The 23,761-nt window shown below is 73.9% G+C and carries 20 protein-coding genes; 14 read left to right on the forward strand and 6 right to left on the reverse strand.

The features are described 5' to 3' along the window. Positions 1 to 152 precede the first annotated feature (152 nt). From ACFZP7_RS17895 to ACFZP7_RS17905, 3 genes are read left to right on the forward strand one after another with little or no spacing between them, the layout of a single operon-like run. Positions 153 to 1,187 (forward strand): DUF5819 family protein, encoded by a 1,035-nt coding sequence (locus ACFZP7_RS17895; protein WP_385634786.1) that lies wholly within the window; start codon positions 153 to 155, stop codon positions 1,185 to 1,187. Continuing rightward, a complete protein-coding gene (locus ACFZP7_RS17900; protein ID WP_385634787.1) occupies positions 1,184 to 2,482 on the forward strand; it encodes an HTTM domain-containing protein in 1,299 nt (432 codons plus the stop codon). Before ACFZP7_RS17895 ends, ACFZP7_RS17900 begins: the two co-directional genes overlap by 4 nt. Continuing rightward, complete coding sequence (locus tag ACFZP7_RS17905) at positions 2,479 to 3,240, forward strand: RNA methyltransferase (RefSeq protein ID WP_127444064.1); 762 nt, start codon at positions 2,479 to 2,481, stop codon at positions 3,238 to 3,240. Before ACFZP7_RS17900 ends, ACFZP7_RS17905 begins: the two co-directional genes overlap by 4 nt. 9 nt (positions 3,241 to 3,249) lie before the next feature. On the opposite strand, the gene paaN is transcribed toward ACFZP7_RS17905, so the two are convergent. Then, positions 3,250 to 4,941 carry a phenylacetic acid degradation protein PaaN gene (paaN, locus tag ACFZP7_RS17910; RefSeq protein WP_385634788.1) on the reverse strand — a complete coding sequence of 564 codons (1,692 nt, stop codon included), beginning with the start codon at positions 4,939 to 4,941 and terminating at the stop codon, positions 3,250 to 3,252. 174 nt (positions 4,942 to 5,115) lie between these two features. Here paaN and ACFZP7_RS17915 point away from each other — a divergent pair, with 174 nt between their 5' ends. Then, positions 5,116 to 6,633, forward strand: coding sequence for a 3-hydroxyacyl-CoA dehydrogenase (locus ACFZP7_RS17915; protein ID WP_355514715.1), 1,518 nt, complete (start codon positions 5,116 to 5,118; stop codon positions 6,631 to 6,633). Then, positions 6,630 to 7,241, forward strand: a complete 612-nt coding sequence (locus tag ACFZP7_RS17920; protein ID WP_385634789.1) for a TetR/AcrR family transcriptional regulator — start codon at positions 6,630 to 6,632, stop codon at positions 7,239 to 7,241. The genes ACFZP7_RS17915 and ACFZP7_RS17920 overlap by 4 nt, the downstream gene beginning before the upstream one ends. Before the next feature lie 28 nt (positions 7,242 to 7,269). Here ACFZP7_RS17920 and ACFZP7_RS17925 read toward each other — a convergent pair whose 3' ends face one another. Next, the gene (locus ACFZP7_RS17925) at positions 7,270 to 7,770 is read right to left on the reverse strand and encodes an Lrp/AsnC family transcriptional regulator (RefSeq protein ID WP_031017480.1); all 501 of its coding nucleotides are present in this window, start codon (positions 7,768 to 7,770) and stop codon (positions 7,270 to 7,272) included. 189 nt (positions 7,771 to 7,959) lie between these two features. On the opposite strand from ACFZP7_RS17925, the gene pdhA reads away from it, so the two are divergent. The 6 genes from pdhA (at position 7,960) to ACFZP7_RS17955 (ending at position 15,235) form a co-directional block, all read left to right on the forward strand. Further along, on the forward strand, positions 7,960 to 9,129 hold the full coding sequence (pdhA, locus tag ACFZP7_RS17930) for a pyruvate dehydrogenase (acetyl-transferring) E1 component subunit alpha (protein WP_109204634.1): 1,170 nt from the start codon (positions 7,960 to 7,962) through the stop codon (positions 9,127 to 9,129). Beyond that, complete coding sequence (locus tag ACFZP7_RS17935) at positions 9,126 to 10,130, forward strand: alpha-ketoacid dehydrogenase subunit beta (RefSeq protein WP_031017477.1); 1,005 nt, start codon at positions 9,126 to 9,128, stop codon at positions 10,128 to 10,130. The genes pdhA and ACFZP7_RS17935 overlap by 4 nt, the downstream gene beginning before the upstream one ends. Then, a complete protein-coding gene (locus ACFZP7_RS17940; RefSeq protein WP_385634790.1) occupies positions 10,130 to 11,644 on the forward strand; it encodes a dihydrolipoamide acetyltransferase family protein in 1,515 nt (504 codons plus the stop codon). Before ACFZP7_RS17935 ends, ACFZP7_RS17940 begins: the two co-directional genes overlap by 1 nt. Positions 11,645 to 11,745: 101 nt before the next feature. Further along, positions 11,746 to 12,726, forward strand: coding sequence for an NTP transferase domain-containing protein (locus ACFZP7_RS17945; protein ID WP_210903394.1), 981 nt, complete (start codon positions 11,746 to 11,748; stop codon positions 12,724 to 12,726). Then, complete coding sequence (locus ACFZP7_RS17950) at positions 12,726 to 14,141, forward strand: molybdopterin molybdotransferase MoeA (protein ID WP_109204636.1); 1,416 nt, start codon at positions 12,726 to 12,728, stop codon at positions 14,139 to 14,141. Before ACFZP7_RS17945 ends, ACFZP7_RS17950 begins: the two co-directional genes overlap by 1 nt. Continuing rightward, a complete protein-coding gene (locus ACFZP7_RS17955) occupies positions 14,138 to 15,235 on the forward strand; it encodes a TrkA family potassium uptake protein (protein WP_031017469.1) in 1,098 nt (365 codons plus the stop codon). The genes ACFZP7_RS17950 and ACFZP7_RS17955 overlap by 4 nt, the downstream gene beginning before the upstream one ends. Before the next feature lie 82 nt (positions 15,236 to 15,317). On the opposite strand, the gene ACFZP7_RS17960 is transcribed toward ACFZP7_RS17955, so the two are convergent. Together ACFZP7_RS17960 and ACFZP7_RS17965 are read right to left on the reverse strand one after the other, a co-directional pair. After that, a complete protein-coding gene (locus tag ACFZP7_RS17960; protein ID WP_019324769.1) occupies positions 15,318 to 16,166 on the reverse strand; it encodes an ABC transporter permease in 849 nt (282 codons plus the stop codon). Further along, positions 16,163 to 17,197, reverse strand: coding sequence for an ATP-binding cassette domain-containing protein (locus ACFZP7_RS17965; RefSeq protein ID WP_385634791.1), 1,035 nt, complete (start codon positions 17,195 to 17,197; stop codon positions 16,163 to 16,165). The genes ACFZP7_RS17960 and ACFZP7_RS17965 overlap by 4 nt, the downstream gene beginning before the upstream one ends. A 231-nt stretch (positions 17,198 to 17,428) precedes the next feature. Between ACFZP7_RS17965 and ACFZP7_RS17970 the strand changes: the two genes are divergently transcribed. After that, complete coding sequence (locus ACFZP7_RS17970; protein ID WP_385634792.1) at positions 17,429 to 18,409, forward strand: NAD(P)H-quinone oxidoreductase; 981 nt, start codon at positions 17,429 to 17,431, stop codon at positions 18,407 to 18,409. A 10-nt stretch (positions 18,410 to 18,419) separates the two neighbouring features. On the opposite strand, the gene ACFZP7_RS17975 is transcribed toward ACFZP7_RS17970, so the two are convergent. Then, entirely contained in the window at positions 18,420 to 19,100 is a 681-nt protein-coding gene (locus ACFZP7_RS17975; RefSeq protein ID WP_385634793.1) for a hypothetical protein, read from the reverse strand. A gap of 344 nt (positions 19,101 to 19,444) precedes the next feature. Here ACFZP7_RS17975 and ACFZP7_RS17980 point away from each other — a divergent pair, with 344 nt between their 5' ends. Next, positions 19,445 to 19,984 (forward strand): bacterial proteasome activator family protein, encoded by a 540-nt coding sequence (locus ACFZP7_RS17980; RefSeq protein WP_030973930.1) that lies wholly within the window; start codon positions 19,445 to 19,447, stop codon positions 19,982 to 19,984. Between the two features lie 92 nt (positions 19,985 to 20,076). Here ACFZP7_RS17980 and ACFZP7_RS17985 read toward each other — a convergent pair whose 3' ends face one another. Next, entirely contained in the window at positions 20,077 to 21,720 is a 1,644-nt protein-coding gene (locus ACFZP7_RS17985; RefSeq protein ID WP_031017462.1) for a protein kinase domain-containing protein, read from the reverse strand. A gap of 346 nt (positions 21,721 to 22,066) precedes the next feature. Here ACFZP7_RS17985 and ACFZP7_RS17990 point away from each other — a divergent pair, with 346 nt between their 5' ends. Next, entirely contained in the window at positions 22,067 to 23,698 is a 1,632-nt protein-coding gene (locus tag ACFZP7_RS17990; protein WP_037899713.1) for a protein kinase domain-containing protein, read from the forward strand. The last annotated feature ends 63 nt before the right edge of the window (positions 23,699 to 23,761 follow it).

Genomic DNA, 23,761 nt, shown 5'->3' on the forward strand with positions numbered 1-23,761 from the left:
ACGGCCACGGTGCGGCCGGTCCGCCGGGGGCTGTGCGGGCGGCCGGTCCTGAGTACCGTTCCCGTTCGAACGTCGCCGGGCAGCCGCACGAGTGGTGCGCGGACGCCCCGGCGGGGCGGGCGGATTGAGGATCGGGACCGGAACGGGGCGGAATGGACGCGTACGACACAGGCTCGGGCGCCCGGCAGGGGCCGGGCGGGCGGGAGCACCCGGCCGGACCGGGCGGCGGGGGCACCGGGGACGGCACCGGTGGGGCCTCCGGGGCGCCCGAGGAGGCGGCGGGACCGGGAGCCGTGCGCGGTGCCTCCGGGGAGACCGCCGAGCCCCCTCCCGCGAGCGGGCCGGCCGGCCCCCGTTCCCCGAGCGAGACGGCCGAGCCCCCTCCCGTGAGCGGACCGGCCGAGTCCGGTCCGGTGCGGGACGCGGCCGAGTCCGGTCCCTCGGCGGGGACCGCGGAGCCCGCGTCCGCGTCCGGGACCGCGCCGGCCACGGCCGCCACCGCGGAGCAGGTGAAGCCCGTGGAGCCGGTGGAACTCCCGACCGGTGTCGCCGCGCTCTCCCCGCGCTACCAGGTCGGTGCCCTGGTCGCCCTCGCGGTCGTCGCCGTCGCCGTCTGCGCCCACCTGGGGCTGGTCTTCCTGCACGTGGCGCCGTCGAACACCCTCACCAAGCAGCACGGCGCCGCGGTGGACGAGTGGGTCTTCCCGGAGTTCGAGCAGAACTGGAAGCTCTTCGCCCCCAACCCCCTCCAGCAGAACATCTCCGTCCAGGTCCGCGCCGAGGTGAGCACGGCGGACGGCGAGATACGCACGACCGGCTGGTACGACCTGTCCGCCGAGGACGGCCGGGCCATCGACGGCAATCCGGTGCCCAGCCACACCCAGCAGAACGAACTGCGGCGCGCCTGGGACTTCTTCGTCGCCACCCACGACTCCGACGACCGCGCGGTGGGCCTGCGCGGCACGCTCTCCGAGTCCTATCTGCGGCGCATCGCGGTCCTGCGCCTGGAACGCAACGACGCCGCCGGACCCGGCGGAGTGGTCGAGCGCGTCCAGTACCGCTCCCGGACCACCAACGTGGAGCCGCCCTCGTGGAGCGGCGAGAAGGTCTCCGACCGGCCCACCGTGCGCGAGCTGCCCTGGTGGACGGTGTCCGGCTCCGGCGACCCGCGGGAGGGCGCCGCGTGAACCGCGTTCTCCCGGCCGTCACCCGCGGCATCGCCCGCGTCACCGGCGCGGCCCTCGGTCCCTTCCAGACGGCCGTGATCCGCATCGGCTTCAGCGCCACCTGGCTGCTGTTCCTGCTGCGCGAACTGCCCCACCGGCACGAGCTGTACGGCCCGGAGAGCCCCTGGGGCCACGACCTCGCCGAGCAGCTGATCGCGGACAACGGCGCCTTCACGGCGCTGATGTGGTCGGACGGGCGGGCCTGGTTCGAGATCGTCTACGCGCTGGCCGTCCTCAGCAGCGTGCTGCTCCTGCTGGGCTGGCGCACCCGGACGATGTCCGTCCTCTTCATGGTCGGCGTGCTCTCGCTGCAGAACCGCAGCGTCTTCATGGGGGACGGCGGCGACAACGTCCTGCACCTGATGAGCATCTACCTCGTCCTCACCCGCTGCGGCCGGGTCTGGTCGCTGGACGCCCGCCGGGCGCGGCGCGCGGACGAGGCCCGGGCGCGCGGCGAGCGGGTCGCCGACCGGGTGGGGCCGGTGCTGTGGTGCGTGTTCGGGTTCCTGCTGCTCACGGTGACCCTGGCGGGCGGGCTGGACGGAGACTGGTTCGTCCCGGCGCTGCTGTGGACGGTGTGGGTGGCGCAGGGCCTGTGGTGGGCCGTGGGGCGCGGCACCGGGAACGGTGTGGGCGACGGCCAGCCGCGCATCCTCCTCGACGTGGTCGCCAACGTGGTGCACAACGGCGCCCTGGTCGTGATCATGGCCGAGGCCTGTCTGATCTACGCGACGGCGGGCTGGTACAAGATCCAGGGCTCGCGCTGGCAGGACGGCACCGCGGTCTATTACCCGCTGCACCTGGACTACTTCTCGCCGTGGCCCGCGCTCTCCGACGCCCTGTCGTCCAGCGGCACGATGGTCATGCTCATCACCTACGGCACGGTCGTCGTGCAGGTCGCCTTCCCGTTCACGCTGTTCAACCGGCGGGTCAAGAACGTGCTGCTGGCCGTGATGATGACCGAGCACGCGGTGATCGCCGTGGTGCTGGGGCTGCCGTTCTTCTCACTGGCGATGATCGCCGCCGACGCGGTCTTCCTGCCGACCTCCTTCCTGCGCCGGCTGGGCGGCTGGGCGGCACGCGGGCGGGACCGGCTGCCGGGCCGCCTGGCGGGCCGGCGGGCGCGGGGGAAGCAGGACGGAGCCGGCGGCGCGGCCGCGGTGCCCGGTCCGCGGGCCGGCTCCGACGGGGCCGCCGGTGCGGGGGCCGGGGACGAGGGGGACCCCCGGCGCGCGCACGTAGGCTTCCGGGCATGACCGATCCCGATCCGCTCGCCGTCTGGCGCCGGTACGCCGGCCCGTGCGTGCTGCTCGACGGCTTCCACGCCCTCAAGCACGCGCTGCGCTTCGGCGCGGAGGTCCCCGTGGCCGTCACGGCCGACCGCACGGCGGCCCTGGCCCTCGCCGACGAACTGGCGCCCGACGTGCGGGGCGTCCTGGACGGGCTGCTGACCGAGGTGACGCGGGAGGCGTACGCCTCGCTCGTGCCGCGCCCGCACCCCACCGCGGTGGCCGCCCTCGCCGTACGGCCCCCGCGAGAGGCGGGACTGCGGGCGCTGGCGCACACGCCCCGCCGGTCGCCCGTCGTGGTGCTGGACCAGCCGCGCAACCTGGGCAACGCCGGGGCGGTGATCCGGCTGGCCGCCGGCTTCGGGGTCACCGGTGTCGTCACGACCGGGACGCTCGACCCGTGGCACCCCACCGTGGTGCGCGGCGGGGCGGGGCTGCACTTCGCGACCGCCGTGGAGCGACTGGAGGTGGCCGAGCTGCCGTCCGGGCCGCTGTTCGCGCTGGACCCCGAGGGCGAGGACCTCCGCGGGCTGAAGCTGCCGGACGACGCGCTGCTCGCCTTCGGCTCCGAGCGCAGCGGGCTGTCGCGGGAGCTGCGCGCGCGGGCGGACCACCTGGTGGCGCTGCCGATGCGCCCCCAGGTCTCCAGTTACAACCTGGCGACCAGTGTCGCCATGACGCTGTACCACTGGAGCGCCCAGGAGGGCGCACCGCGTGTGTCCTGACCGGCGGTCCTAGGCGGGCCGGCGGACCTCCACCACCCGGAAGCGGCTCGCGACGAACGCGCCGTCGCACAGGGCGGCGTTGGCCGCCGGGTTGCCGCCCGAGCCGTGGAAGTCGGAGAAGGCGGCCGTCTGGTTGACGTACACCCCGCCGGTGAGGTTGAGGGAGAGCTGGGCCGCCTCCTCCAGGCAGGCCTCCCGCACGGACTCCTCGACCTCCGGGTCGGTCGTGTACGCGCCCACCGTCATCGCGCCCTTCTCGCGGACGCTGTGGCGCAGCATCTCCACGGCGTGGGCGGCGGAGTCGACGGCGACGGCGAAGGAGACGGGGCCGAAGCACTCGCTGGTCCAGGCGGCCTCGTCGGCGGGCTTGGCGCCGTCCAGCTTGACGATCACCGGGGTGCGCACGACCGCGTCCGGGAACTCCGGGTTGGCCACCTCGCGGGAGGCGAGGGCGACCTCGCCGAGTCCGGCGGCGGCCTCCAGGCGGGCCTTGACGTCCGGGTTGACGAGGGCGCCGAGCAGCGCGTTCGCGCGGGCGTCGTCGCCGAGGAGGCCGTCGACGGCGCGGGCGAGGTCGGCGGTCACCTCGTCGTAGGTCTTGGCCCCCTGGTCGGTGCGGATGCCGTCGCGGGGGATCAGCAGGTTCTGCGGGGTGGTGCACATCTGGCCGCTGTAGAGGGAGAGCGAGAACGCCAGGTTGGCGAGCATGCCCCGGTAGTCGTCGGTCGACTCGATGATCACCGTGTTGACGCCGGCCTTCTCGGTGAAGACCTGGGCCTGGCGGGCGTTGGCCTCCAGCCAGTCGCCGAAGGAGGTGGAGCCGGTGTAGTCGATGATCCGGATCTCGGGGCGGGTGGCCAGGGTCTTGGCGATGCCCTCACCGGGGCGCTCGGCGGCCAGCGCGACCAGATTCGGGTCGAAGCCGGCCTCGGCGAGCACGTCGCGGGCGACCTGGACGGTGAGCGCGAGCGGCAGCACCGCGCGGGGGTGCGGCTTGACCAGGACCGCGTTGCCGGTGGCGAGGGAGGCGAACAGGCCCGGGTAGCCGTTCCACGTCGGGAAGGTGTTGCAGCCGATCACCAGGCCGATACCGCGCGGGACCGGCGTGAACCGCTTGGTCAGCGCCAGCGGGTCGCGCTTGCCCTGCGGCTTGGTCCACTCGGCCGTGTCGGGCGTGCGGGACTGCTCCGCGTACGCGTACGCCACGGCCTCCAGGCCGCGGTCCTGGGCGTGCGGGCCGCCCGCCTGGAACGCCATCATGAACGCCTGCCCGGAGGTGTGCATGACCGCCTGGGCGAACTCCATCGTGCGGTCCGCGATCCGCTTCAGGATCTCCAGGCAGACCATCGCGCGGGCCTCCGCTCCCGCGTCCCGCCACGCCCGCTGCCCGGCCCTCATCGCGGGCAGCAGCACGTCGAGGTCCGCGTGCGGGTACTCCACGCCCAGCTCGATCCCGTACGGGGAGACCTCGCCGCCGACCCAGCCGTCGGTGCCGGGCTGGCCGAGGTCGAGGCGGGTGCCGAGCAGGGCGTCGAAGGCCGCCTTGCCCGCGGCCGTGTCCAGGCTGCCGTTCTCCCCGTAGGCCTTGGGGTGCTCGGGGTGGGGGGACCAGTACGCGCGGGTGCGGATCGTCTCCAGCGCCTGGTCCAGGGTCGGCCGGTGCCGGTCGATCAGCTGGTGCGCGGTGAGTTCGGCGGCCATGCGGGACCAACTCCTCGTCTCTTCCGGACGCGCTGTCGACTCCGTGTCGAATGTCCGGGACCTGGGGGAAACCTGGGCGGAAACAGGCGGACACGGCTAGAGTAACCGAACGATCGGTCGGGACAAGGGGGACCGCCGCATCTGTGGAAAACCCCGTGCGGGAGGATCGCGCACATGACAGCACTCGACCTCAGCAGCCCCGTCGCCGTCGTCGGCACCGGCACCATGGGTCAGGGCATCGCCCAGGTGGCGCTGGTCGCGGGCCACCCCGTGCGGTTGTACGACGCCGCTGCCGGCCGGGCCCGGGAGGCGGCCGACGCGATCGGCGCCCGGCTCGACCGGCTCGTGGAGAAGGAACGCCTGACCGGCGCCGAGCGGGACGCGGCCCGCGCCCGGCTCCGGCCCGCCGAGGACCTGGCCGAGCTGGCCGACTGCGCCCTGGTCGTCGAGGCGGTGCTGGAGCGGCTGGACGTCAAGCAGGAGCTGTTCCGGGCGCTGGAGGACGTCGTCGGCGACGACTGCCTGCTCGCCACCAACACCTCCTCCCTGTCCGTCACCGCCATCGGCGGCGCGCTCCGCGTCCCGGGCCGCTTCGTCGGCCTGCACTTCTTCAACCCGGCTCCCCTGCTGCCGCTGGTGGAGGTGGTCTCCGGCTTCGCCACCGACGTCGCCTGCGCCACCCGCGCGTACGAGACGGCCCGCGCCTGGGGCAAGACCCCGGTCGCCTGCGCCGACACCCCCGGCTTCATCGTCAACCGCGTCGCCCGCCCCTTCTACGCCGAGGCCTTCGCGATCCACGAGGACCAGGGCGCCGACCCGGCCACCATCGACGCCGTGCTGCGCGAGTCGGGCGGCTTCCGGATGGGCGCCTTCGAGCTGACCGACCTCATCGGGCAGGACGTCAACGAGTCCGTCACCCACTCCGTGTGGCAGGCGTTCTTCCAGGACGTGCGCTTCACGCCGTCGCTGGCCCAGCGGCGCCTGGTGGAGTCCGGCAGGCTCGGCCGCAAGAGCGGACAGGGCTGGTACGACTACCGCGACGGCGCCCGGCGGCCCGAGCCGCACACCGCCGAGCCCGCCGACCCGCCCGCGTACGTCGTCGTCGAGGGCGGCCTGGGGCCGGCCGCCGAGCTGGTCGCGATGGTCCGCGAGGCGGGGATCGAGGTGCGCCACGAGGACGAGGACAAGGGCACCCGCTTCGTCCTGCCGAGCGGGGGACAGCTGGTGCTCGCCGACGGGCAGACCTCCGTCGAGTTCCGGGACGTCGTCTACTTCGACCTGGCGCTGGACTACCGCGCGGCGACCCGCGTCGCCCTGTCCGCCGCGCACTCCACCTCACCGGAGACCGTCGCCCAGGCCACCGGCCTGTTCCAGGCGCTCGGCAAGAAGGTCAGCGTCATCGGCGACGTACCCGGGATGATCGTGGCGCGCACGGTGGCGCGGATCATCGACCTCGCCGTGGAGGCGGTCGCCAAGGGCGTGGCCACCGAGGAGGACATCGACACCGCGATGCGCCTGGGCGTCAACTACCCGCTCGGCCCGCTGGAATGGAGCCGCAGACTCGGCGGCGGCTGGGCCTGCGAACTCCTCGACAACCTGCACGCGTGCGCGCCCACGGGCCGGTACGCGCCCTCCCTGGCGCTCTACCGTCACGCGTACGCCTGCGACAAGCAGGAGGGCGGCACCTCATGACCACCGCCAAGCGCGACACCTACACGCCCGAGACGCTGCTCTCCGTCGCCGTGCAGGTCTTCATCGAACGCGGCTACGACGGCACCTCCATGGAGCACCTGTCCAAGGCGGCCGGCATCTCCAAGTCGTCGATCTACCACCACGTCACCGGCAAGGAGGAGCTGCTGCGCCGGGCCGTGAGCCGGGCCCTGGACGAGCTTTTCGGCATCCTCGACGAGGAGCAGGCGCGCGTGGGGCCCGCCGCCGAGCGGCTGGAGTACGTCGTGCGGCGCATGGTCGAGGTGCTGATGGCCGAACTGCCGTACGTGACGCTGCTGCTGCGGGTGCGGGGCAACACCGGCACCGAGCGGTGGGCGCTGGAGCGGCGGCGCGAGTTCGACCACCGGGTGGCCGATCTGCTGAGGGCGGCGGCGGCCGAGGGGGACGTGCGCGCCGACGTGGAGGTGCGGCTGGCGACCCGCCTGGTCTTCGGCATGATCAACTCGATCGTCGAGTGGTACCGGCCCGACGGTCCCGACGGCCGGGGCGGCAGCGGCGGCGCGGGCGAGCGCGAGGTGGTCGACGCGGTGGCGCGGCTGGTGTTCGGGGGGCTGCGCAAGGCGACCTGAGGCGGCCACCCGTCCGTGGCCGCGACGGTCAGCCCTGCGGCTCCAGGTCCTCGGTCTCGAACACCAGCAGGGTGCGGGTGCTGAGCACCTCCGGGATGGCCTGGAGGCGGGTGAGCACCAGCTCGCGCAGGGCCCGGTTGTCGGGGGTGTGCACCAGGAGCAGGACGTCGAAGTCGCCCCCCACCAGGGCGATGTGGGAGGCGCCGGGGAGCTGCCGCAGCTCGGCGCGGACCGTGCGCCAGGTGTTCTGGACGATCTTCAGGGTGATGTACGCCGAGGTGCCGTGCCCCGCCCGCTCGTGGTCGACGCGGGCGCCGAAGCCTCGGATGACGCCGTCCTCGACGAGGCGGTTGATGCGGGCGTAGGCGTTGGCGCGCGAGACGTGGACCCGCTCGGCGACCGACCGTATCGAGGCGCGGCCGTCCGCCTGGAGCATGCGCAGGATGTCCTGGTCGATGGCGTCCAGCGGGCGCGGGGGCGGGGCGGCCGGGTCCTCGGGGGCGCCGTCGCCGTCCGGGCGTTCGGCCATTTGTTCAGCTGCCATGTCCCCCCGCCTTCCCACGATGGACGTACTGCGTCCATCTCAGGCTGTGGAGAACCGTTTGTCCACAGCCTGGGGTCGCGTGTAGCCAAAATGTGCCGGCGACCGAACAATCGGTAGGTGAGGCCCGTCACACCCGTGGCGAGTCCGAAGCCGCTCCCACGAGGAGGTGCCGTCATGACGGTCATGGAGCAGCGGGGCGCGTACCGGCCCACACCGCCGCCCGCCTGGCAGCCCCGTACCGACCCCGCGCCGCTGCTGCCCGACGCGGAGCCGTACCGCGTCCTCGGCACGAAGGCCGCCGAGCAGGCCGACCCCGAGCTGCTGCGCACGCTGTACGCCCGGCTGGTCCACGGCCGCCGCTACAACGCGCAGGCCACGGCGCTGACCAAGCAGGGCCGGCTGGCCGTCTACCCCTCCAGCACCGGTCAGGAGGCATGCGAGGTCGCCGCCGCGCTGGCCCTCGAGGAGCGCGACTGGCTCTTCCCGAGCTACCGCGACACGCTCGCCGTCGTCTCCCGCGGCGTCGACCCCGTCGAGGCCCTCACCCTGCTGCGCGGCGACTGGCACACCGGCTACGACCCCTACGAGCACCGGGTCGCGCCGCTGTCCACGCCGCTGGCCACCCAGCTGCCGCACGCCGTGGGCCTCGCCCACGCCGCCCGCCTCAAGGGCGACGACGTGGTCGCGCTGGCCATGGTCGGCGACGGCGGCACCAGCGAGGGCGACTTCCACGAGGCGCTGAACTTCGCCGCCGTCTGGCAGGCGCCGGTCGTCTTCCTGGTGCAGAACAACGGCTTCGCGATCTCCGTCCCGCTCGCCAAGCAGACCGCCGCCCCGTCGCTGGCCCACAAGGCCGTCGGCTACGGGATGCCGGGCCGCCTGGTCGACGGCAACGACGCGGCCGCGGTGCACGAGGTCCTGTCCGACGCCGTGCGGCGCGCCCGCGCGGGCGGCGGCCCCACGCTGGTCGAGGCGATCACGTACCGCGTGGAGGCCCACACCAACGCCGACGACGCGACGCGCTACCGGGGCGACGCCGAGGTGGAGACCTGGCGCCGGCACGACCCGATCGAGCTGCTGGAGCGGGAGCTGACCGAGCGCGGCCTGCTCGACGAGGAGGGCGTCGCCGCCGTCCGCGAGGGCGCCGAGGCGATGGCCGCCGACCTGCGCGCCCGCATGAACCAGGACCCCGAGCTGGACCCGATGGACCTGTTCGACCACGTCTACGCCGAGCCCACCCCGCAACTGCGCGAGCAGCGGGAGCTGCTGCGGGCGGAGCTGGCGGCGGAGGCCGAGGCGGAGACCGGCGCCGCGTCCGGGGCGCCCGAAGGGGGACACCGATGACCACCGTCGCCGTCAAGCCGGCCACCATGGCGCAGGCCCTCACCCGCGCGCTGCGCGACGCCATGGCCGCCGACCCGAGCGTCCACGTCATGGGCGAGGACGTGGGCACCCTCGGCGGCGTCTTCCGGGTCACCGACGGACTCGCCAAGGAGTTCGGCGACGACCGCTGCACCGACACCCCGCTCGCCGAGGCCGGCATCCTCGGCACCGCCGTGGGCATGGCGATGTACGGGCTGCGGCCGGTCGTGGAGATGCAGTTCGACGCCTTCGCCTACCCGGCGTTCGAGCAGGTCGTCAGCCATGTCACCAAGATGCGCAACCGCACGCGCGGCAGGATGCCCCTGCCGCTGACCATCCGCGTCCCCTACGGCGGCGGCATCGGCGGCGTCGAGCACCACAGCGACTCGTCCGAGGCGTACTACATGGCGACTCCGGGGCTCCATGTCGTCACGCCCGCGACCGTCGCCGACGCCTACGGGCTGCTGCGCGAGTCCATCGCCTCCGACGACCCGGTGGTCTTCCTGGAACCCAAGCGGCTGTACTGGTCGAAGGACGCCTGGAACCCCGAGGAGCCGACGCCCGTTGAACCGACAGGCCGCGCGGTGGTGCGTCGCTCCGGCCGGAGCGCCACACTCATCACGTACGGGCCGTCGCTGGCCGTCTGCATGGAGGCGGCCGAGGCGGCCCGGGCCGAGGGCTGGGACCTCGAAGTCGTCGATCTGCGCTCCCTGGTGCCGTTCGACGACGAGACGGTGTGCGCCTCGGTGCGGCGGACGGGACGCGCGGTCGTCGTCCACGAGTCGGGTTCCTTCGGGGGCCCGGGCGGGGAGATCGCGGCCCGGGTCACGGAGCGCTGCTTCCACCATCTGGAGGCGCCGGTGCTGCGGGTGGCCGGGTTCGACGTCCCGTATCCGCCGCCCATGCTGGAGCGTCACCACCTGCCCGGTGTGGACCGGATCCTGGACGCCGTGGGGCGCCTGCAGTGGGAGGCCGAAAGCTGATGGCACAGGTGCTGGAGTTCAAGCTCCCGGACCTCGGTGAGGGGCTCACCGAGGCCGAGATCGTGCGCTGGCTGGTCCAGGTCGGCGACGTCGTCGCCGTCGACCAGCCGGTCGTCGAGGTCGAGACGGCCAAGGCGATGGTGGAGGTGCCCTGTCCCTACGGCGGCGTGGTCACCGCCCGCTTCGGCGAGGAGGGCGCGGAGCTGCCGGTCGGGGCGCCGCTGCTGACGGTGGCGGTGGGCGAGGGCGCCGAGGGCCACCGCCCGGCGGCGGACCCGGGCACCGACGGCGGTGCGGCGCGGGCCGGGGAACAGCCCGGCGCGGGGGAGCGGCGGTCCGAGGGCTCGGGCAACGTCCTGGTCGGGTACGGCACCTCGGAGGCACCCGCCCGTCGGCGCCGGGTGCGTCCGCAGGGGCGCGCGTCCGGGGCGACGGCCGGGTCGGGGACGGCGGGTTCGGGGACGGCCGGTTCGGGGACGGCGGGCGCGGGGTCGTCCGGTGCGGGGGTGCCCGGGCGGGCCAACGGCCGGGTGCGTGCCGCCGAGCCGGTGGACGGACCGGTTCCGGTGATCTCCCCGCTGGTGCGCAGGCTCGCCCGGGAGAACGACCTGGATCTGCGTGAGCTGACCGGCTCCGGACCGGACGGACTGATCCTGCGGGCGGACGTGGAGTACGCCCTGCGCGCCGCCGCGGCCCAGGGCGGCCGTGCGGCGCGGGAGGCCGGCGCGCACCCGGACGGAACGGTCCGCGAGCAGGCCCTCGCGGCCACCGCGGGTGCCGTGGCCACCGGGGCCACCGGGTCAGCCGGGTCCGCGGTGCCGCCGGGTGACGTCCGCATCCCGCTCAAGGGGGTGCGCGGCGCCGTCGCCGACAAGCTCGCGCGCAGCCGGCGCGAGATCCCGGACGCCACCTGCTGGGTGGACGCCGACGCGACCGAGCTGATGCGTGCCCGCGCCGCCATGAACGCGGCGAGCGGACCGAAGATCTCCCTGGTCGCCCTGCTGGCCCGCATCTGCACGGCCGCCCTGGCCCGCTTCCCCGAGCTGAACTCCACGGTCGACACCCAGGCCCGGGAGATCGTCCGGTTCGACCACGTCCACCTCGGCTTCGCGGCGCAGACGGACCGGGGACTGGTCGTCCCGGTGGTGCGGGACGCGCACGCGCGGGACGCCGAGGCACTGACCTCGGAGTTCGCCCGGCTGACCGAGGCCGCCCGCGCGGGACGGCTGACCCCCGGCGAACTGACCGGCGGCACCTTCACCCTGAACAACTACGGGGTCTTCGGCGTCGACGGCTCCACACCGATCGTCAACCACCCCGAGGCCGCCATGCTCGGCGTCGGCCGCATCGTCCCCAAACCCTGGGTGCACGAGGGCGAGCTGGCGGTGCGTCAGGTCGTGCAGCTGTCGTTGACCTTCGACCACCGGGTGTGCGACGGCGGCACCGCGGGCGGTTTCCTGCGGTACGTGGCGGACTGCGTGGAACAACCGGCGGTGCTCCTGCGGACACTGTGACGCCGGTGGCAGCGGCGCCGTCGGTGGTGCCGCCGCCCCCACACTGATCGCGCGGGCTCCCCCACGTTCCCTGTGATCGCGCAGGGACGCATACTCGGGGGGTGACCGCGTACGAGCCCTCCGGTGCCCCCGGCGCCGGCACCGAGCCCGCGCCGGGCGCCCACGGCGCCGGGTACGACGCCGTCGTGCTCGCCGGTGGCGCCGCCCGGCGGCTCGGCGGTGCCGACAAACCCGGCCTGAGCGTGGGCGGGCGGGCGCTGCTGGACCGGGTGCTCGCCGCCTGCGCCGGAGCGCGCACCACCGTCGTCGTGTCCGACCCGCGGTCCACCGCCCGCCCGGTGACCTGGGCGCGAGAGGACCCGCCCGGCGGCGGACCGCTGGCCGCCCTCGCCGCCGGCCTCGCCCGCACCACGGCCGAGCACGTCGTGGTCCTCTCCGCCGACCTTCCGTTCCTGGCCGGGACCACCGTCGGCCGCCTGCTGTCGGCCCTCGCCGCGAGCGACGCCGACGGCGCGCTGGTCACCGACGCCGACGGCCGGGACCAGCCCCTCGTCGCCGCCTACCGCGCGACCGCGCTGCGCCGCGCACTGGCCGCGCTCACCCGGGAGCGGGCAGACGGGGCGAGCCGGGCGGACCTCGCCGGGCTGCCCCTGCGCCGGCTCACCGGCGCACTCCGCATCGTCCGGGTCCCCGACGCCGTCGCCTCCTTCGACTGCGACACCTGGGACGACATCGCCGCCGCAAGGGCACGCATCAGGGAGCATGGTCACGTGTTGGATGAATGGATCTCCGCAGCCAAGGACGAGTTGGGCATCGACCTCGACGTCGACACCCGCCTCCTGCTCGACCTCGCCCGGGACGCCGCGCACGGGGTGGCCAGGCCCGCGGCACCGCTGACCACCTTCCTCGTCGGCTATGCGGCCGGCCGCGCCGGGGGCGGCACCGAGGCCGTCGCCGAGACCGCCCGCAAGGCGGCCGCCCTCGCCCAGCGCTGGGCGCAGGAGGCGGCGGCCGCCGAAAGCCCGGCGGGCGAGCCCGACGTGGCTCCCGACGCCACCCCCGACACCCGCCCGGACGCCTGATGTCCTCCCCCGGCACCCGGACCGGCGAGGAAGCCGAAGACCTCGACGTCGAGGAGGCGCTCGCCCTCGTGAAGGAGAACGGCGGCCCCGCGCGCGGCGCCCCCGACGGGCCGGCCGCGCCCGCGCAGACCCCGCCCTCGGGCGACCCGCGCCGCCAAAGTCCCCGCGACTCCGGTGCCCCCCACCGCACCGGCGACTCCCGCCACCGCGCGACCCCGTGGCCACAAGCCCGCGCGATCGCCGAGCGGGCGGGCCGCGCCGCCGTCCGGGCCGCCCGCCGCGACCCCGTCCACGCGCCCCTCGACGCGGCCCTCGGCCTCACCCTGGCCGCCCCGCTCACCGCCCTGACCGACCTGCCTTCCTTCGACACCTCCGCGATGGACGGCTGGGCGGTCTCCGGTCCCGCCCCCTGGACGGTGCGTGACGAGGGCGCCTTGGCGGGCCACGCCGAGCCCGACCCCCTGACCGACGGAGAGGCCGTCCGCATCGCCACCGGCGCCCGTGTCCCCGCGGAGACCACCGCGGTGCTGCGCAGCGAGCACGGCCGCACCGACGAACGAGGACGTCTGCACCCGACCCGCGAGGTGGTGCACGGCCAGGACATCCGCCCGCGCGCCCAGGAGTGCCGCGGCGGCGACCACCTGCTGCCCGTCGGCACCGTGGTGACGCCCGCCGTGCTGGGCCTCGCGGCGGCCGCCGGGTACGACACCCTCACCGCGGTCCCCCGGCCCCGCGTCGACGTCCTGGTCCTCGGCGACGAGCTGCTCACCGGGGGGCTGCCGCACGACGGCCTCATCCGGGACGCGCTCGGCCCGATGCTGCCGCCCTGGCTGCGCGCCCTGGGCGCCGACGTCCGCACGGTCTGCCGGATCGGGGACGACGCCGGGGCCCTGCACCGCGCCGTCACGGCCTCCGACGCCGACCTGATCGTCACCACCGGCGGCACCGCCGCGGGCCCCGTCGACCATGTGCACCCCGTCCTGGAGCGCGTCGGAGCCGACCTCCTGGTGGACGGCGTCAAGGTGCGCCCCGGCCACCCCATGCTGCTGGCGCGCCTCAAGGAGGACCAGCACCTCGTCGGCCTGCCCGGCAACCCCCTCGCCGCGGTCTCCGGACTGCTCACCCTCGCCGAGCCGCTGCTGCGCACCCTCGCCGCCCGCCCGGCGCCCGAGCCCTACACGCTGCCGCTGGACGACGGCGTGCACGGGCACCCGCACGACACGCGGCTCGTCCCCGTGGTCCTGCGCGGTGACCGGGCCGCGCCCCTGCACTACAACGGCCCGGCCATGCTGCGCGGCATGGCCGCCGCCGACGCCCTGGCCGTCGTGCCCCCGGGCGGTGCGCGGAGCGGCCAGGAGACCGAAGTGCTCGACCTGCCCTGGACCACCGGCGGAATCGGAGTGTGTTTCACGTGAAACTTCCGGGCCAGGACGCGATCGCCCGCCAGGCGGACGAACACCTCGTGACCCACCGGGTGAAACTCCCGAGGAAGCTGGTCGAGCACCCGATCCGCCAGGTCGGCAAGCGGCTCTCCCTGGCCCTGGTGGTCCTGGTGGTGACGGCCTTCATCGTCTACGCCGACGCCGACGGCTACAACGACAACTCCGACGGTTCCGTCGACCTCCTCGACTCCTTCTACTACGCCACCGTCACCCTCTCCACCACGGGCTACGGCGACATCACCCCCGTCAGCGACGCCGCCCGGCTGACCAACATCTTCGTCATCACGCCCCTGCGCGTGCTGTTCCTGATCATCCTGGTCGGCACCACGCTGGAAGCCCTCACCGAGCGCACTCGGGAGGAGTGGCGCCTGAACCGCTGGAGGTCCACCTTGCGCGATCACACCGTCGTCGTCGGCTTCGGGACCAAGGGACGGTCGGCCATCCAGACCGTCTGCGCGACCGGGCTGCGCAAGGAGCAGGTCGTCGTGGTCGACCCCAGCGGCAAGGCCATCGAGGCCGCGACGGCCCACGGCTACGCGGGCGTGGTCGGCGACGCCACGCGCAGTGACGTGCTCAACCGGGCGGAGCTGTACCGGGCCAAGCAGGTCATCATCGCCACACAGCGCGACGACACGGCCGTCCTGGTCACGCTCACCGCCCGGCAGCTCAACCGCGCCGCGAAGATCGTGGTCGCGGTCCGTGAGGAGGAGAACGCGCCGCTGCTGAAGCAGTCCGGCGCCGACGCCGTGATCACCAGCGCCAGCGCCGCGGGCCGCCTCCTCGGTCTCTCGGTGCTCAGCCCCGCCGCCGGCATGGTCATGGAGGACCTGATCAGCCAGGGCAGCGGCCTCGACCTCGTCGAGCGGCCGGTCATAAAGTCCGAGGCGGGCAAGAAACCGCGGGACGTGGCCGATCTGGTCGTCAGCGTCCTGCGCGGGCACCGGGTGCTCGGCTACGACGACCCGGCCGTCGGCGAACTGCAGCTGACCGACCGTCTGATCACCATCGTGCGGGCGACGCCGGCCACCCACGTGGCCCCGGACGCCCGTCCGCTGCCCCGCGACTGACAGGACCCCAGGTGCGCGGCGCCCCGCGAGCCACCGGGCTCGCGGGGCGCCGACGTCGTACCGGACGGGCTGCTCACGGTGGCTACTTGCGGTTGTACAGCCGCATGGTGACGGGGCCGAAGACCAGCAGCAGGGCACCGGCCCAGCCCAGCGTCCAGGCGATCTCGGTGCCGGGCCAGTCGCCCGCCATCAGCCCGCGCACGGCGGACGCCAGGTGGGTGATCGGGCTGTTGTTGACGAACGCCTGCAGCCAGCCCGGCATCGTCTTCGGGTCGACGAAGACATTGGACAGGAAGGTGAGCGGGAAGATCACCATCATGCTGACGCTCATCACCGACTTCTCGGTGCGCAGCATCAGCCCGAACATCGTCCAGATCCACGAGAACGCGAACGAGAAGACCAGCAGCAGCGCGATCCCGGCGACCACCCCGCCGAAGCCGCCGTCCGGCCGGTAGCCGAGGAGCAGTCCGACGACCAGCATGACCACGGACGCGATCGTGTAGCGCAGCGCGTCGCCGAGCAGGTACCCGACCATCGCCGAGGGCCGCCAGATGGGCAGGGAGCGGAAGCGGTCGAAGACGCCCTTCTCGATGTCGATGTTCACCGACACCCCGGTGTACATCGTGATCATCACCACCGACATCACGAGGATGCCCGGCAGCACGAACTGGATGTAGTCGCCGGGCGAGCCCGCCAGCGCACCGCCGAAGAGGTACGTGAACATCAGCAGGTTCATGATCGGGAAGGCGGTGACGTCGAAGAGCTGCTCCGGCACGTGCTTGATCTTGAGGATCGCGCGCCAGCCGAACGTCAGCGACGTGGACAGGGCACTGGGCCGCGGCGGCCGCTCCTTGGCGACCAGCAGGGCCGCCAGCGACTCGGTGCTGACCGCGGACAGCTCCTTGCTCTCGGTGCTCGTGGCCGTGCTCATGCCGCCACCTCGTCCTTCGTGTCGCTGTCGGTGTCGGGCCCGGAGCCGGAGCCGGTGCCCTGGCCGGTGTCGTGTCCGGTCAGGGCCAGGAAGACCTCGTCCAGGCTGGGCTGCCCCAGGGAGAAGCTGTCGACGGTGATGCCGGCCCGGGCCAGCTCGCCGAGGGCCTTGGCGGCCTGGTCGGCGGCCGTGTCGCTCGCCGCCACCCCGAGCCGGGCGGTCAGCGCCACCGGGTCGTGCTCCGGCTGCACCTCGGCGATCAGCAGGTCCCGCAGCAGCCGCTCGGCCTCGGGCCGCTGGTCCGCGTCCCGCAACCGCAGATGCACGGAGCCGGCCCCGACGGACGCCTTCAGCTCGCCCTTGGTGCCCTCGGCGATCACCCGGCCCTTGTCGATGACGGCGATCCGCGAGGCCAACTGGTCGGCCTCGTCCAGGTACTGCGTGGTCAGCAGCACGGTCGTGCCCTGGGCGACGACCGCGCGCACGATGTCCCACACCTGGTTGCGGCTGCGCGGGTCGAGTCCGGTGGTCGGCTCGTCGAGGAAGAGCAGGTCCGGGGTGTTCAGGATGGAGGCGGCGATGTCGATGCGCCGCCGCATCCCGCCGGAGTAGTGCTTGACCTGCTTGGCCGCCGCCTCCGTCAGTCCGAAGGCCTCCAGCAGCTGATCGCCCCGCTGCCGCGCGGCCGTCTTGCCGTGACCGAGGAGCCGGCCCAGCAGGATCAGGTTCTCGGCGCCCGTGAGGTCCTCGTCCACGGAGGCGTACTGCCCGGTGAGGCTCACCCGGCCGCGCACCTCGTCCGCCTCGCGCACGACGTCGTGGCCGAAGACATGGGCCTGGCCGCCGTCCGGCCGCAGGAGGGTGGCGAGCATCTTCACCGTGGTGGTCTTGCCGGCGCCGTTGGGGCCGAGGACGCCGTAGACCGTGCCGGCGGGCACGGCGAGGTCGACACCGTCCACGGCCCTGGTCTCGCCGAACGTCTTCACCAGCCCCGCCGTCTCGATCGCGAGTCCGGACGTGTGCGTACTCATGCGTGGAGGTCCTTCCGCGTTCTTCGACGTTCTTCGACTGCGCGTTCTTGGGCTACGCATGGGGAGACCTTTACCGTCGCGCAAACTCATCGGTGACGCACGCGCATTTCGAGCGGATGGTCCCGAAGTCCGAGGGCGTCCCGGCCGAGAGGCGGAGAGGGCTCGGTCCCGGGACCCGGGTCCGGCCGGGTGCGGGGGCCGGAACCACGGCCGGGGAGTAGCGTCGCCCCCATGCATGCGATCACGATTTCCGAACCCGGCGGCCCCGAGGCACTGGCCTGGGCCGAGGTCCCCGACCCGGTGCCCGGCGAGGGCGAGGTCCTGGTCGAGGTGGCGGCCAGCGCCGTCAACCGCGCCGACATCATGCAGCGCCAGGGCTTCTACGACCCCCCGCCGGGCGCCTCCCCCTACCCCGGTCTGGAGTGCTCGGGGCGCGTCGCCGCGCTCGGTCCCGGCGTCTCCGGCTGGTCCGTCGGCGACGAGGTCTGCGCGCTGCTGTCCGGCGGCGGTTACGCGGAGAAGGTCGCCGTGCCGGCCGGTCAGCTGCTGCCGGTGCCGGAAGGCGTCGGCCTGCGGGAGGCGGCGGCGCTGCCCGAGGTGGTCTGCACCGTCTGGTCCAACGTCTTCATGGTCTCCCACCTCCGTCCGGGCGAGACGCTCCTCGTGCACGGCGGCTCCAGCGGCATCGGCACCATGGCGATCCAGCTGGCCAAGGCCGTCGGCGCGAAGGTCGCCGTGACGGCGGGCACCGGGGAGAAGCTGGCGCGCTGCGCCGAACTGGGCGCCGACATCCTGATCAACTACCGCGAACAGGACTTCGTCGCCGAGATCAAGGACGCCACCGCGGGCGCGGGCGCGGACGTCATCCTCGACAACATGGGCGCCAAGTACCTGGACCGCAACGTCCAGGCCCTCGCCGTCAACGGCCGGCTCGCGATCATCGGGATGCAGGGCGGCCGGAAGGGCGAGCTGAACATCGGCGCGCTCCTCGCCAAGCGCGCCGCCGTCAGCGCGACCTCGCTGCGTGCCCGCCCCCTGGAGGAGAAGGCGGCGATCGTGGCGGCCGTCCGCGAGCACGTCTGGCCGCTGCTGGCCGGGGGTCATGTCCGCCCGATCGTGGACCGTGAGCTGCCGATGAGCGAGGCCCCCGACGCCCACCGGGTCGTGGAGGAGAGCGGGCACATCGGAAAGGTCCTGCTGGTCACCCCGTAGGGCGGCCGGCTCAGCCGCGCCGCAGCCGGAGACCGACGAAGGCCAGGGCCAGTCCCAGGCCGACCAGGACCAGGCCGGTGCCGAGCGGCAGCACCTGCGGCACGCCGGCGGTCTGCTCGGCGTGCGTGCCGGCCTGCGGCCGGGACGGGGTGGCGGAGGGTGCCGGGGCGGTGTTCCGGGACGGCACGGCGCCGGCCGGCTCGTCGGCCGGGTCCCCGCCCTCGTCCCCGGCCCGGTGAGCGGCGTTCCCGGCCGTCTCGTCGTGCTCGGCGCCGGGCTCTTCGGCCCGTCCCGGCCGTTGCCGTCCCTCCCCCGGCCTGCTGCCGGCCCGGGAGGGCTCCGGGTCGGCCGTGCCCTCGCCGGACGCCGAGGGCGACGCGGAGGGTGTAGCGGTACCGCGCCCGGCGCTGCCCGTCGGGGCGGGGGACGGCCGGTCGCCGGGCCGTGGGTCCTCGGGGCCGTCGGCGCCCGGACCGCCGCCGTCGCCCTCTCCCCGGGGCCGCGTCTGCCCCTTCGCCCCGTCGTCCCGGGGCCCGCCCTCCTCGGCCTCGCCCTTCTTCGACCCGTTTCCCCCGGGGCCGTCGTCCTCGGAGTCCCCGGAACCGTGGTCCCCGGAGCCGTGGTCCCCGGAGCCGTCCGGGCCGGACGGCCTCCCCGAGGCGGCGGCCGGCCCCGAGGGGAGAGGCGCCACGGCGGACCCCGCCGCGTGTCCGGCTCCGTACGCCGCACTCGCCCCGTACGCCGCCGCCGGAACCCCCGCCAGCAGTCCCGCCCCCATTACTCCCGCCAGCCCCGTCGCTCGCAGGGTGCGCAGCCATGGAGTCACGCGCGTGACCCCCTCCCGGTGAGGACCGGTCGCAGTATCGCCAGTCGCGGAAATCGACGGAACAAGCCTCACATCAACTGATCCTCCCGGCATTCCGGGCGCCGCCGAAAGCGGTGGGACGGCAGAGGCGGGAGAACTTCCGGAGGGTGGATCAACACCCGGCGGGGGCACCACCACGGGAAGGCCCACGGGTACGAGAGAATGGCGGCATGGAGATGCCGAGGAACGACAGGTCGCCGGAGAACCCCCAGATCCTGGTCGTCGGCCAGGACGGAATGGCGCTCAGCGGCGGCGGGGGAGACGACGACTCCCGGGAGATTCCGGTGACCGAGCAGGTGGAGCAGCCCGCCAAGGTCATGCGGATCGGCAGCATGATCAAGCAGCTGCTGGAGGAGGTGCGCGTCGCGCCCCTGGACGAGGCGAGCCGGGCCCGGCTCAAGGAGATCCACGCCAGTTCGGTGAAGGAGCTGGAGGACGGGCTGGCCCCCGAGCTGGTCGAGGAGCTGGAGCGGCTCTCGCTGCCCTTCACGGACGACGTGACCCCGACCGACGCGGAGCTGCGGATCGCCCAGGCGCAGCTGGTCGGCTGGCTGGAGGGCCTGTTCCACGGCATCCAGACCACGCTGTTCGCCCAGCAGATGGCCGCACGGGCCCAGCTGGAGCAGATGCGCCGGGCGCTGCCGCCGGGCGTCGGCCAGGAGGGCGAGGAGCCGCACCCGGGCGGCCGCTCCGGCGGCCCCTACCTCTAGAACCTAGGGACCGCTGACGCGTCCCTCGACGTCCCGGACGACACGAAGGGCCCGGCGGCATCGGCCGCCGGGCCCTTCGTCGTGGCGCGTGATCAGGAGGACGGCGGGTTGCCCGTCGACACCTTGAGCTGGATCGTCGGCATCTTGTCGGGGTCGACGTCCGTGCCGGCCACCGGGAACTGGTCCCGGACCGAGCCCTCGCCGTAGGTGTTCTCGTCGACGTCGACGACCTCCATCGTCCAGCCGGCGGCCTGGAAGCACTCCTTGACCGAGCCGATGTACTTGAAGGTGAAGTCCGGCACCTTGATCTTGTCAGGGTCGTTGTACGACTCCTGGGGCTCCGTGCACTCGTCCTTCTCGATCGTCTTCGTCGTGTCCGGCCCGCGGTAGCCCGCCGCCTTCGACGGCGACGCCGACCCGCCGGCGGTGGGGTCCCCGCCCTTGGGGTCGTCCCCGCCGTCGTTCATGGTCAGCGCGCCGATCAGGCCGCCGACGACCAGGACGGCGACCGTGATCGCGCCGATGACCAGCGCCTTGCCGGACTTGCGGCCGCCCCCGGAACCGCCGGCGGGGGCGGAGGGCGTGAGGTTGTACGGCGGCGGTGTCTGCGCGCCCTGGTGCTGCGACGCGTAGGGCGAGGCGGCGGGCGTCGGGTAGCCGCCCTGCTGCGGGTACCCGTACGCCGGCGAGGGCGCGGGGGTGGGGCTGCCGTACGGGTTCGGCGTCGGCTGGTAGGGCGTCTGGACCGGGCCGGTGGGCGCCGGGGCGCTCTGGTCGACCGGCGGGAACACCGCGGAGCCGACGCCCGCGCCGCTGGAGGTCTGCGCGCCGGGCACGATGCTCGGCGGGGCCGCCTGGAAGGAGGCCGCCACCCGCAGGCACTCGTCGCGCATGGCCTCGGCGCTCGGGAAGCGCTCGTTGGGGTTCTTCTTCAGCGCGCGGGCCACCAGCGCGTCGACGGCCGGGGGCAGCGAGCGGTTGACCGACGAAGGAGCCACCGGCTCCTCCTGGACGTGCGCGTACGCGATGGCCAGCGGGGAGTCCGCGTCGAACGGGAGGCGCCCGGTGGTCAGTTGGAACAGCATGATGCCGACCGAGTACAGGTCGGAGCGGGCGTCCACACCGCGGCCGAGGGCCTGCTCCGGCGACAGGTACTGCGGGGTGCCGACGACCATGCCGGTCTGCGTCATCGAGGTCACGCCGGACTGCATGGCGCGGGCGATGCCGAAGTCCATGACCTTGACCACGCCGCGCTTGGTCATCATCACGTTGCCCGGCTTGATGTCGCGGTGGACCAGGCCCATCTCGTGGCTGATCTCCAGCGCCGCCAGCACGTCCGCGGTGATCTTCAGCGCCTTGTCGGCGGGCATCGCGCCCTGCTGCCGGACGTCCTCGTCGAGCACCGAGCCGAGCGGCCGTCCCTCGACGTACTCCATGACGATGTACGGCGTCGTCATGCCGCCGAGGTCGTCCTCGCCGGTGTCGAAGACCGAGACGATGTTGGTGTGCGTGAGCTTGGCCACTGCCTGGGCCTCGCGGCGGAAACGCTCGCGGAAGGCCTGCTCGCGGCCCAGCTCGGTGTGGAGCGTCTTGATCGCGACCTGCCGGTCCAGCACCGAGTCGTACGCCAGGTGCACCGAGGCCATGCCGCCCTCGCCGAGCAAGTCGCGCAGCTGGTAGCGGCCGCCGGCTAGTGCCTGCCCCGCGTACCGGCCCTGTCCGGCGTCCTGGCTCATGTCTCCGCGTCCCCCATTGGCGTCGGCGCCGTTGGCGGCGGCACGCACGCTCGTGATCGAAAGTGCTATTCCCGGCCAAGTCTGCCCCAGGGCACCGACACGTCAAGCGCGGTGCCCGTTCCGTGACCGTACGCGAAAGAAGCGTCGCGGAAGCGTTACAGCCGGCGTACCGCCGGTACACGGAATTTGCACGGCAGTACGGAACCAGGGTTTCATGACCGGTCCGTCTCGATGCCGGTCCCGGCAGCCCATCTCGGACCGGAGGCTTGCGCGGAGGCTGTAGCGTGGCCGACGGAGACCGTAACAACACCGCGCGTACCGCGGGCAGAAACGACGGCGAGGACTGATGGCACAGCAGCAGCGCGCCCAGGGCCCGTCCGAACCCGAGGCATCTGGCGGCGGTATGTCTGACGCGCCGGAGAACTGGGGCAACGGCGGCCTGGTCGGCGACGGCCGGTACCGGCTGACCCGCAGACTCGGGCGGGGCGGCATGGCCGAGGTGTTCGCCGCCGAGGACGTCCGGCTCGGACGCACCGTGGCGGTCAAGCTGCTGCGCGCCGACCTCGCCGAGGACCCGGTCTCCAAGGCCCGCTTCACGCGCGAGGCCCAGTCGGTGGCCGGGCTCAACCACCACGCCATCGTGGCCGTGTACGACTCCGGCGAGGACTTCGTCGGCGGTCAGTCCGTGCCGTACATCGTGATGGAGATCGTCGAGGGCCGCACCATCCGCGACCTCCTCCTCAACGCGGAGGCGCCCGGCCCCGAGCAGGCGCTGATCATCGTCTCCGGCGTCCTGGAGGCGCTGGCCTACTCGCACCAGCACGGCATCGTGCACCGCGACATCAAGCCGGCCAACGTCATCATCACCAACAACGGCGCCGTGAAGGTGATGGACTTCGGCATCGCCCGCGCCCTGCACGGCGCGTCGACCACGATGACGCAGACCGGCATGGTCATGGGCACCCCGCAGTACCTCTCCCCGGAGCAGGCCCTCGGCAAGGCCGTCGACCACCGCTCCGACCTGTACGCGACGGGCTGCCTGCTCTACGAACTGCTCGCGCTGCGCCCGCCCTTCACCGGCGAGACCCCGCTGTCGGTGGTCTACCAGCACGTCCAGGACATCCCGACCCCGCCGTCCGAGGCCTCCGACGCCTGCCCGCCGGAGCTGGACGGCCTGGTGATGCGCTCGCTGGCCAAGGAGCCCGACGACCGCTTCCAGACCGCCGAGGAGATGCGCGGGCTGGTCCAGTACGGGCTCCAGATGCTCTACGAGCAGGGCGGCCACACCGGCACCTGGAACACCGGCCCGGTCGCCGCGCACGACGGCCGGCACACGCCCGCCGCCGGTCTCGCGGGCACGACGGTGATGCCGCACCCCGAGCACGGCGCCTCCGGCACCCAGCAGATCCCCCAGCCGATCCTGCCGGGCGGCTACCGCGCGGGCGACGACGGCGGCTTCGAGAACCACGGCAACAAGGGCAGCGGCCGGGGCAAGCTGTGGATACTGGCCGTCCTCGCGGTGATCGCCATCGCCGCCGGTGTGGCGCTGGCCATGAACAACGACGACGGCGGCAAGGGCGGCCCCGACACGGACAAGAGTCCGACGGCGACGACCTCGCAGAGCCCCGGTTCCGAGTCGCCCAGCTCCTCGCCCAGCGACGAGGAGACGCAGGAGACGACCGACCCGGGCACGGGCCAGAACAACGGCAACGGCGGGACCGGCGGGGACTGGGACCAGCCGTACACGCCGTCGTACACGCCCTCCTACACGGCGACGGACGAGCCGACCGGCGAGCCGACCGACGGCCAGACGGACCCGTCCACGCCGACCGACGGCGGTGAGCCGACGGACGGTGGTGAGCCCACGGACGGCGGTGAGCCGACCGGCGGCACCGGCGGTGGTGAGCCGACCGGCGGCGCCGGTGGCGGCGAGCCGACCGGTGGCGCCACCGCACCGGGCGGCGAAGGCGGCGGCTGACCGGAACCACTCCCCGCGCGCGCGTGCGGCCCCGCAGGGGGCCTCACGCGCGCGCGGCGTTTC

Source organism: Streptomyces sp. SudanB5_2050, assembly GCF_964272335.1.
Lineage (GTDB): Bacteria > Actinomycetota > Actinomycetes > Streptomycetales > Streptomycetaceae > Streptomyces > Streptomyces rochei.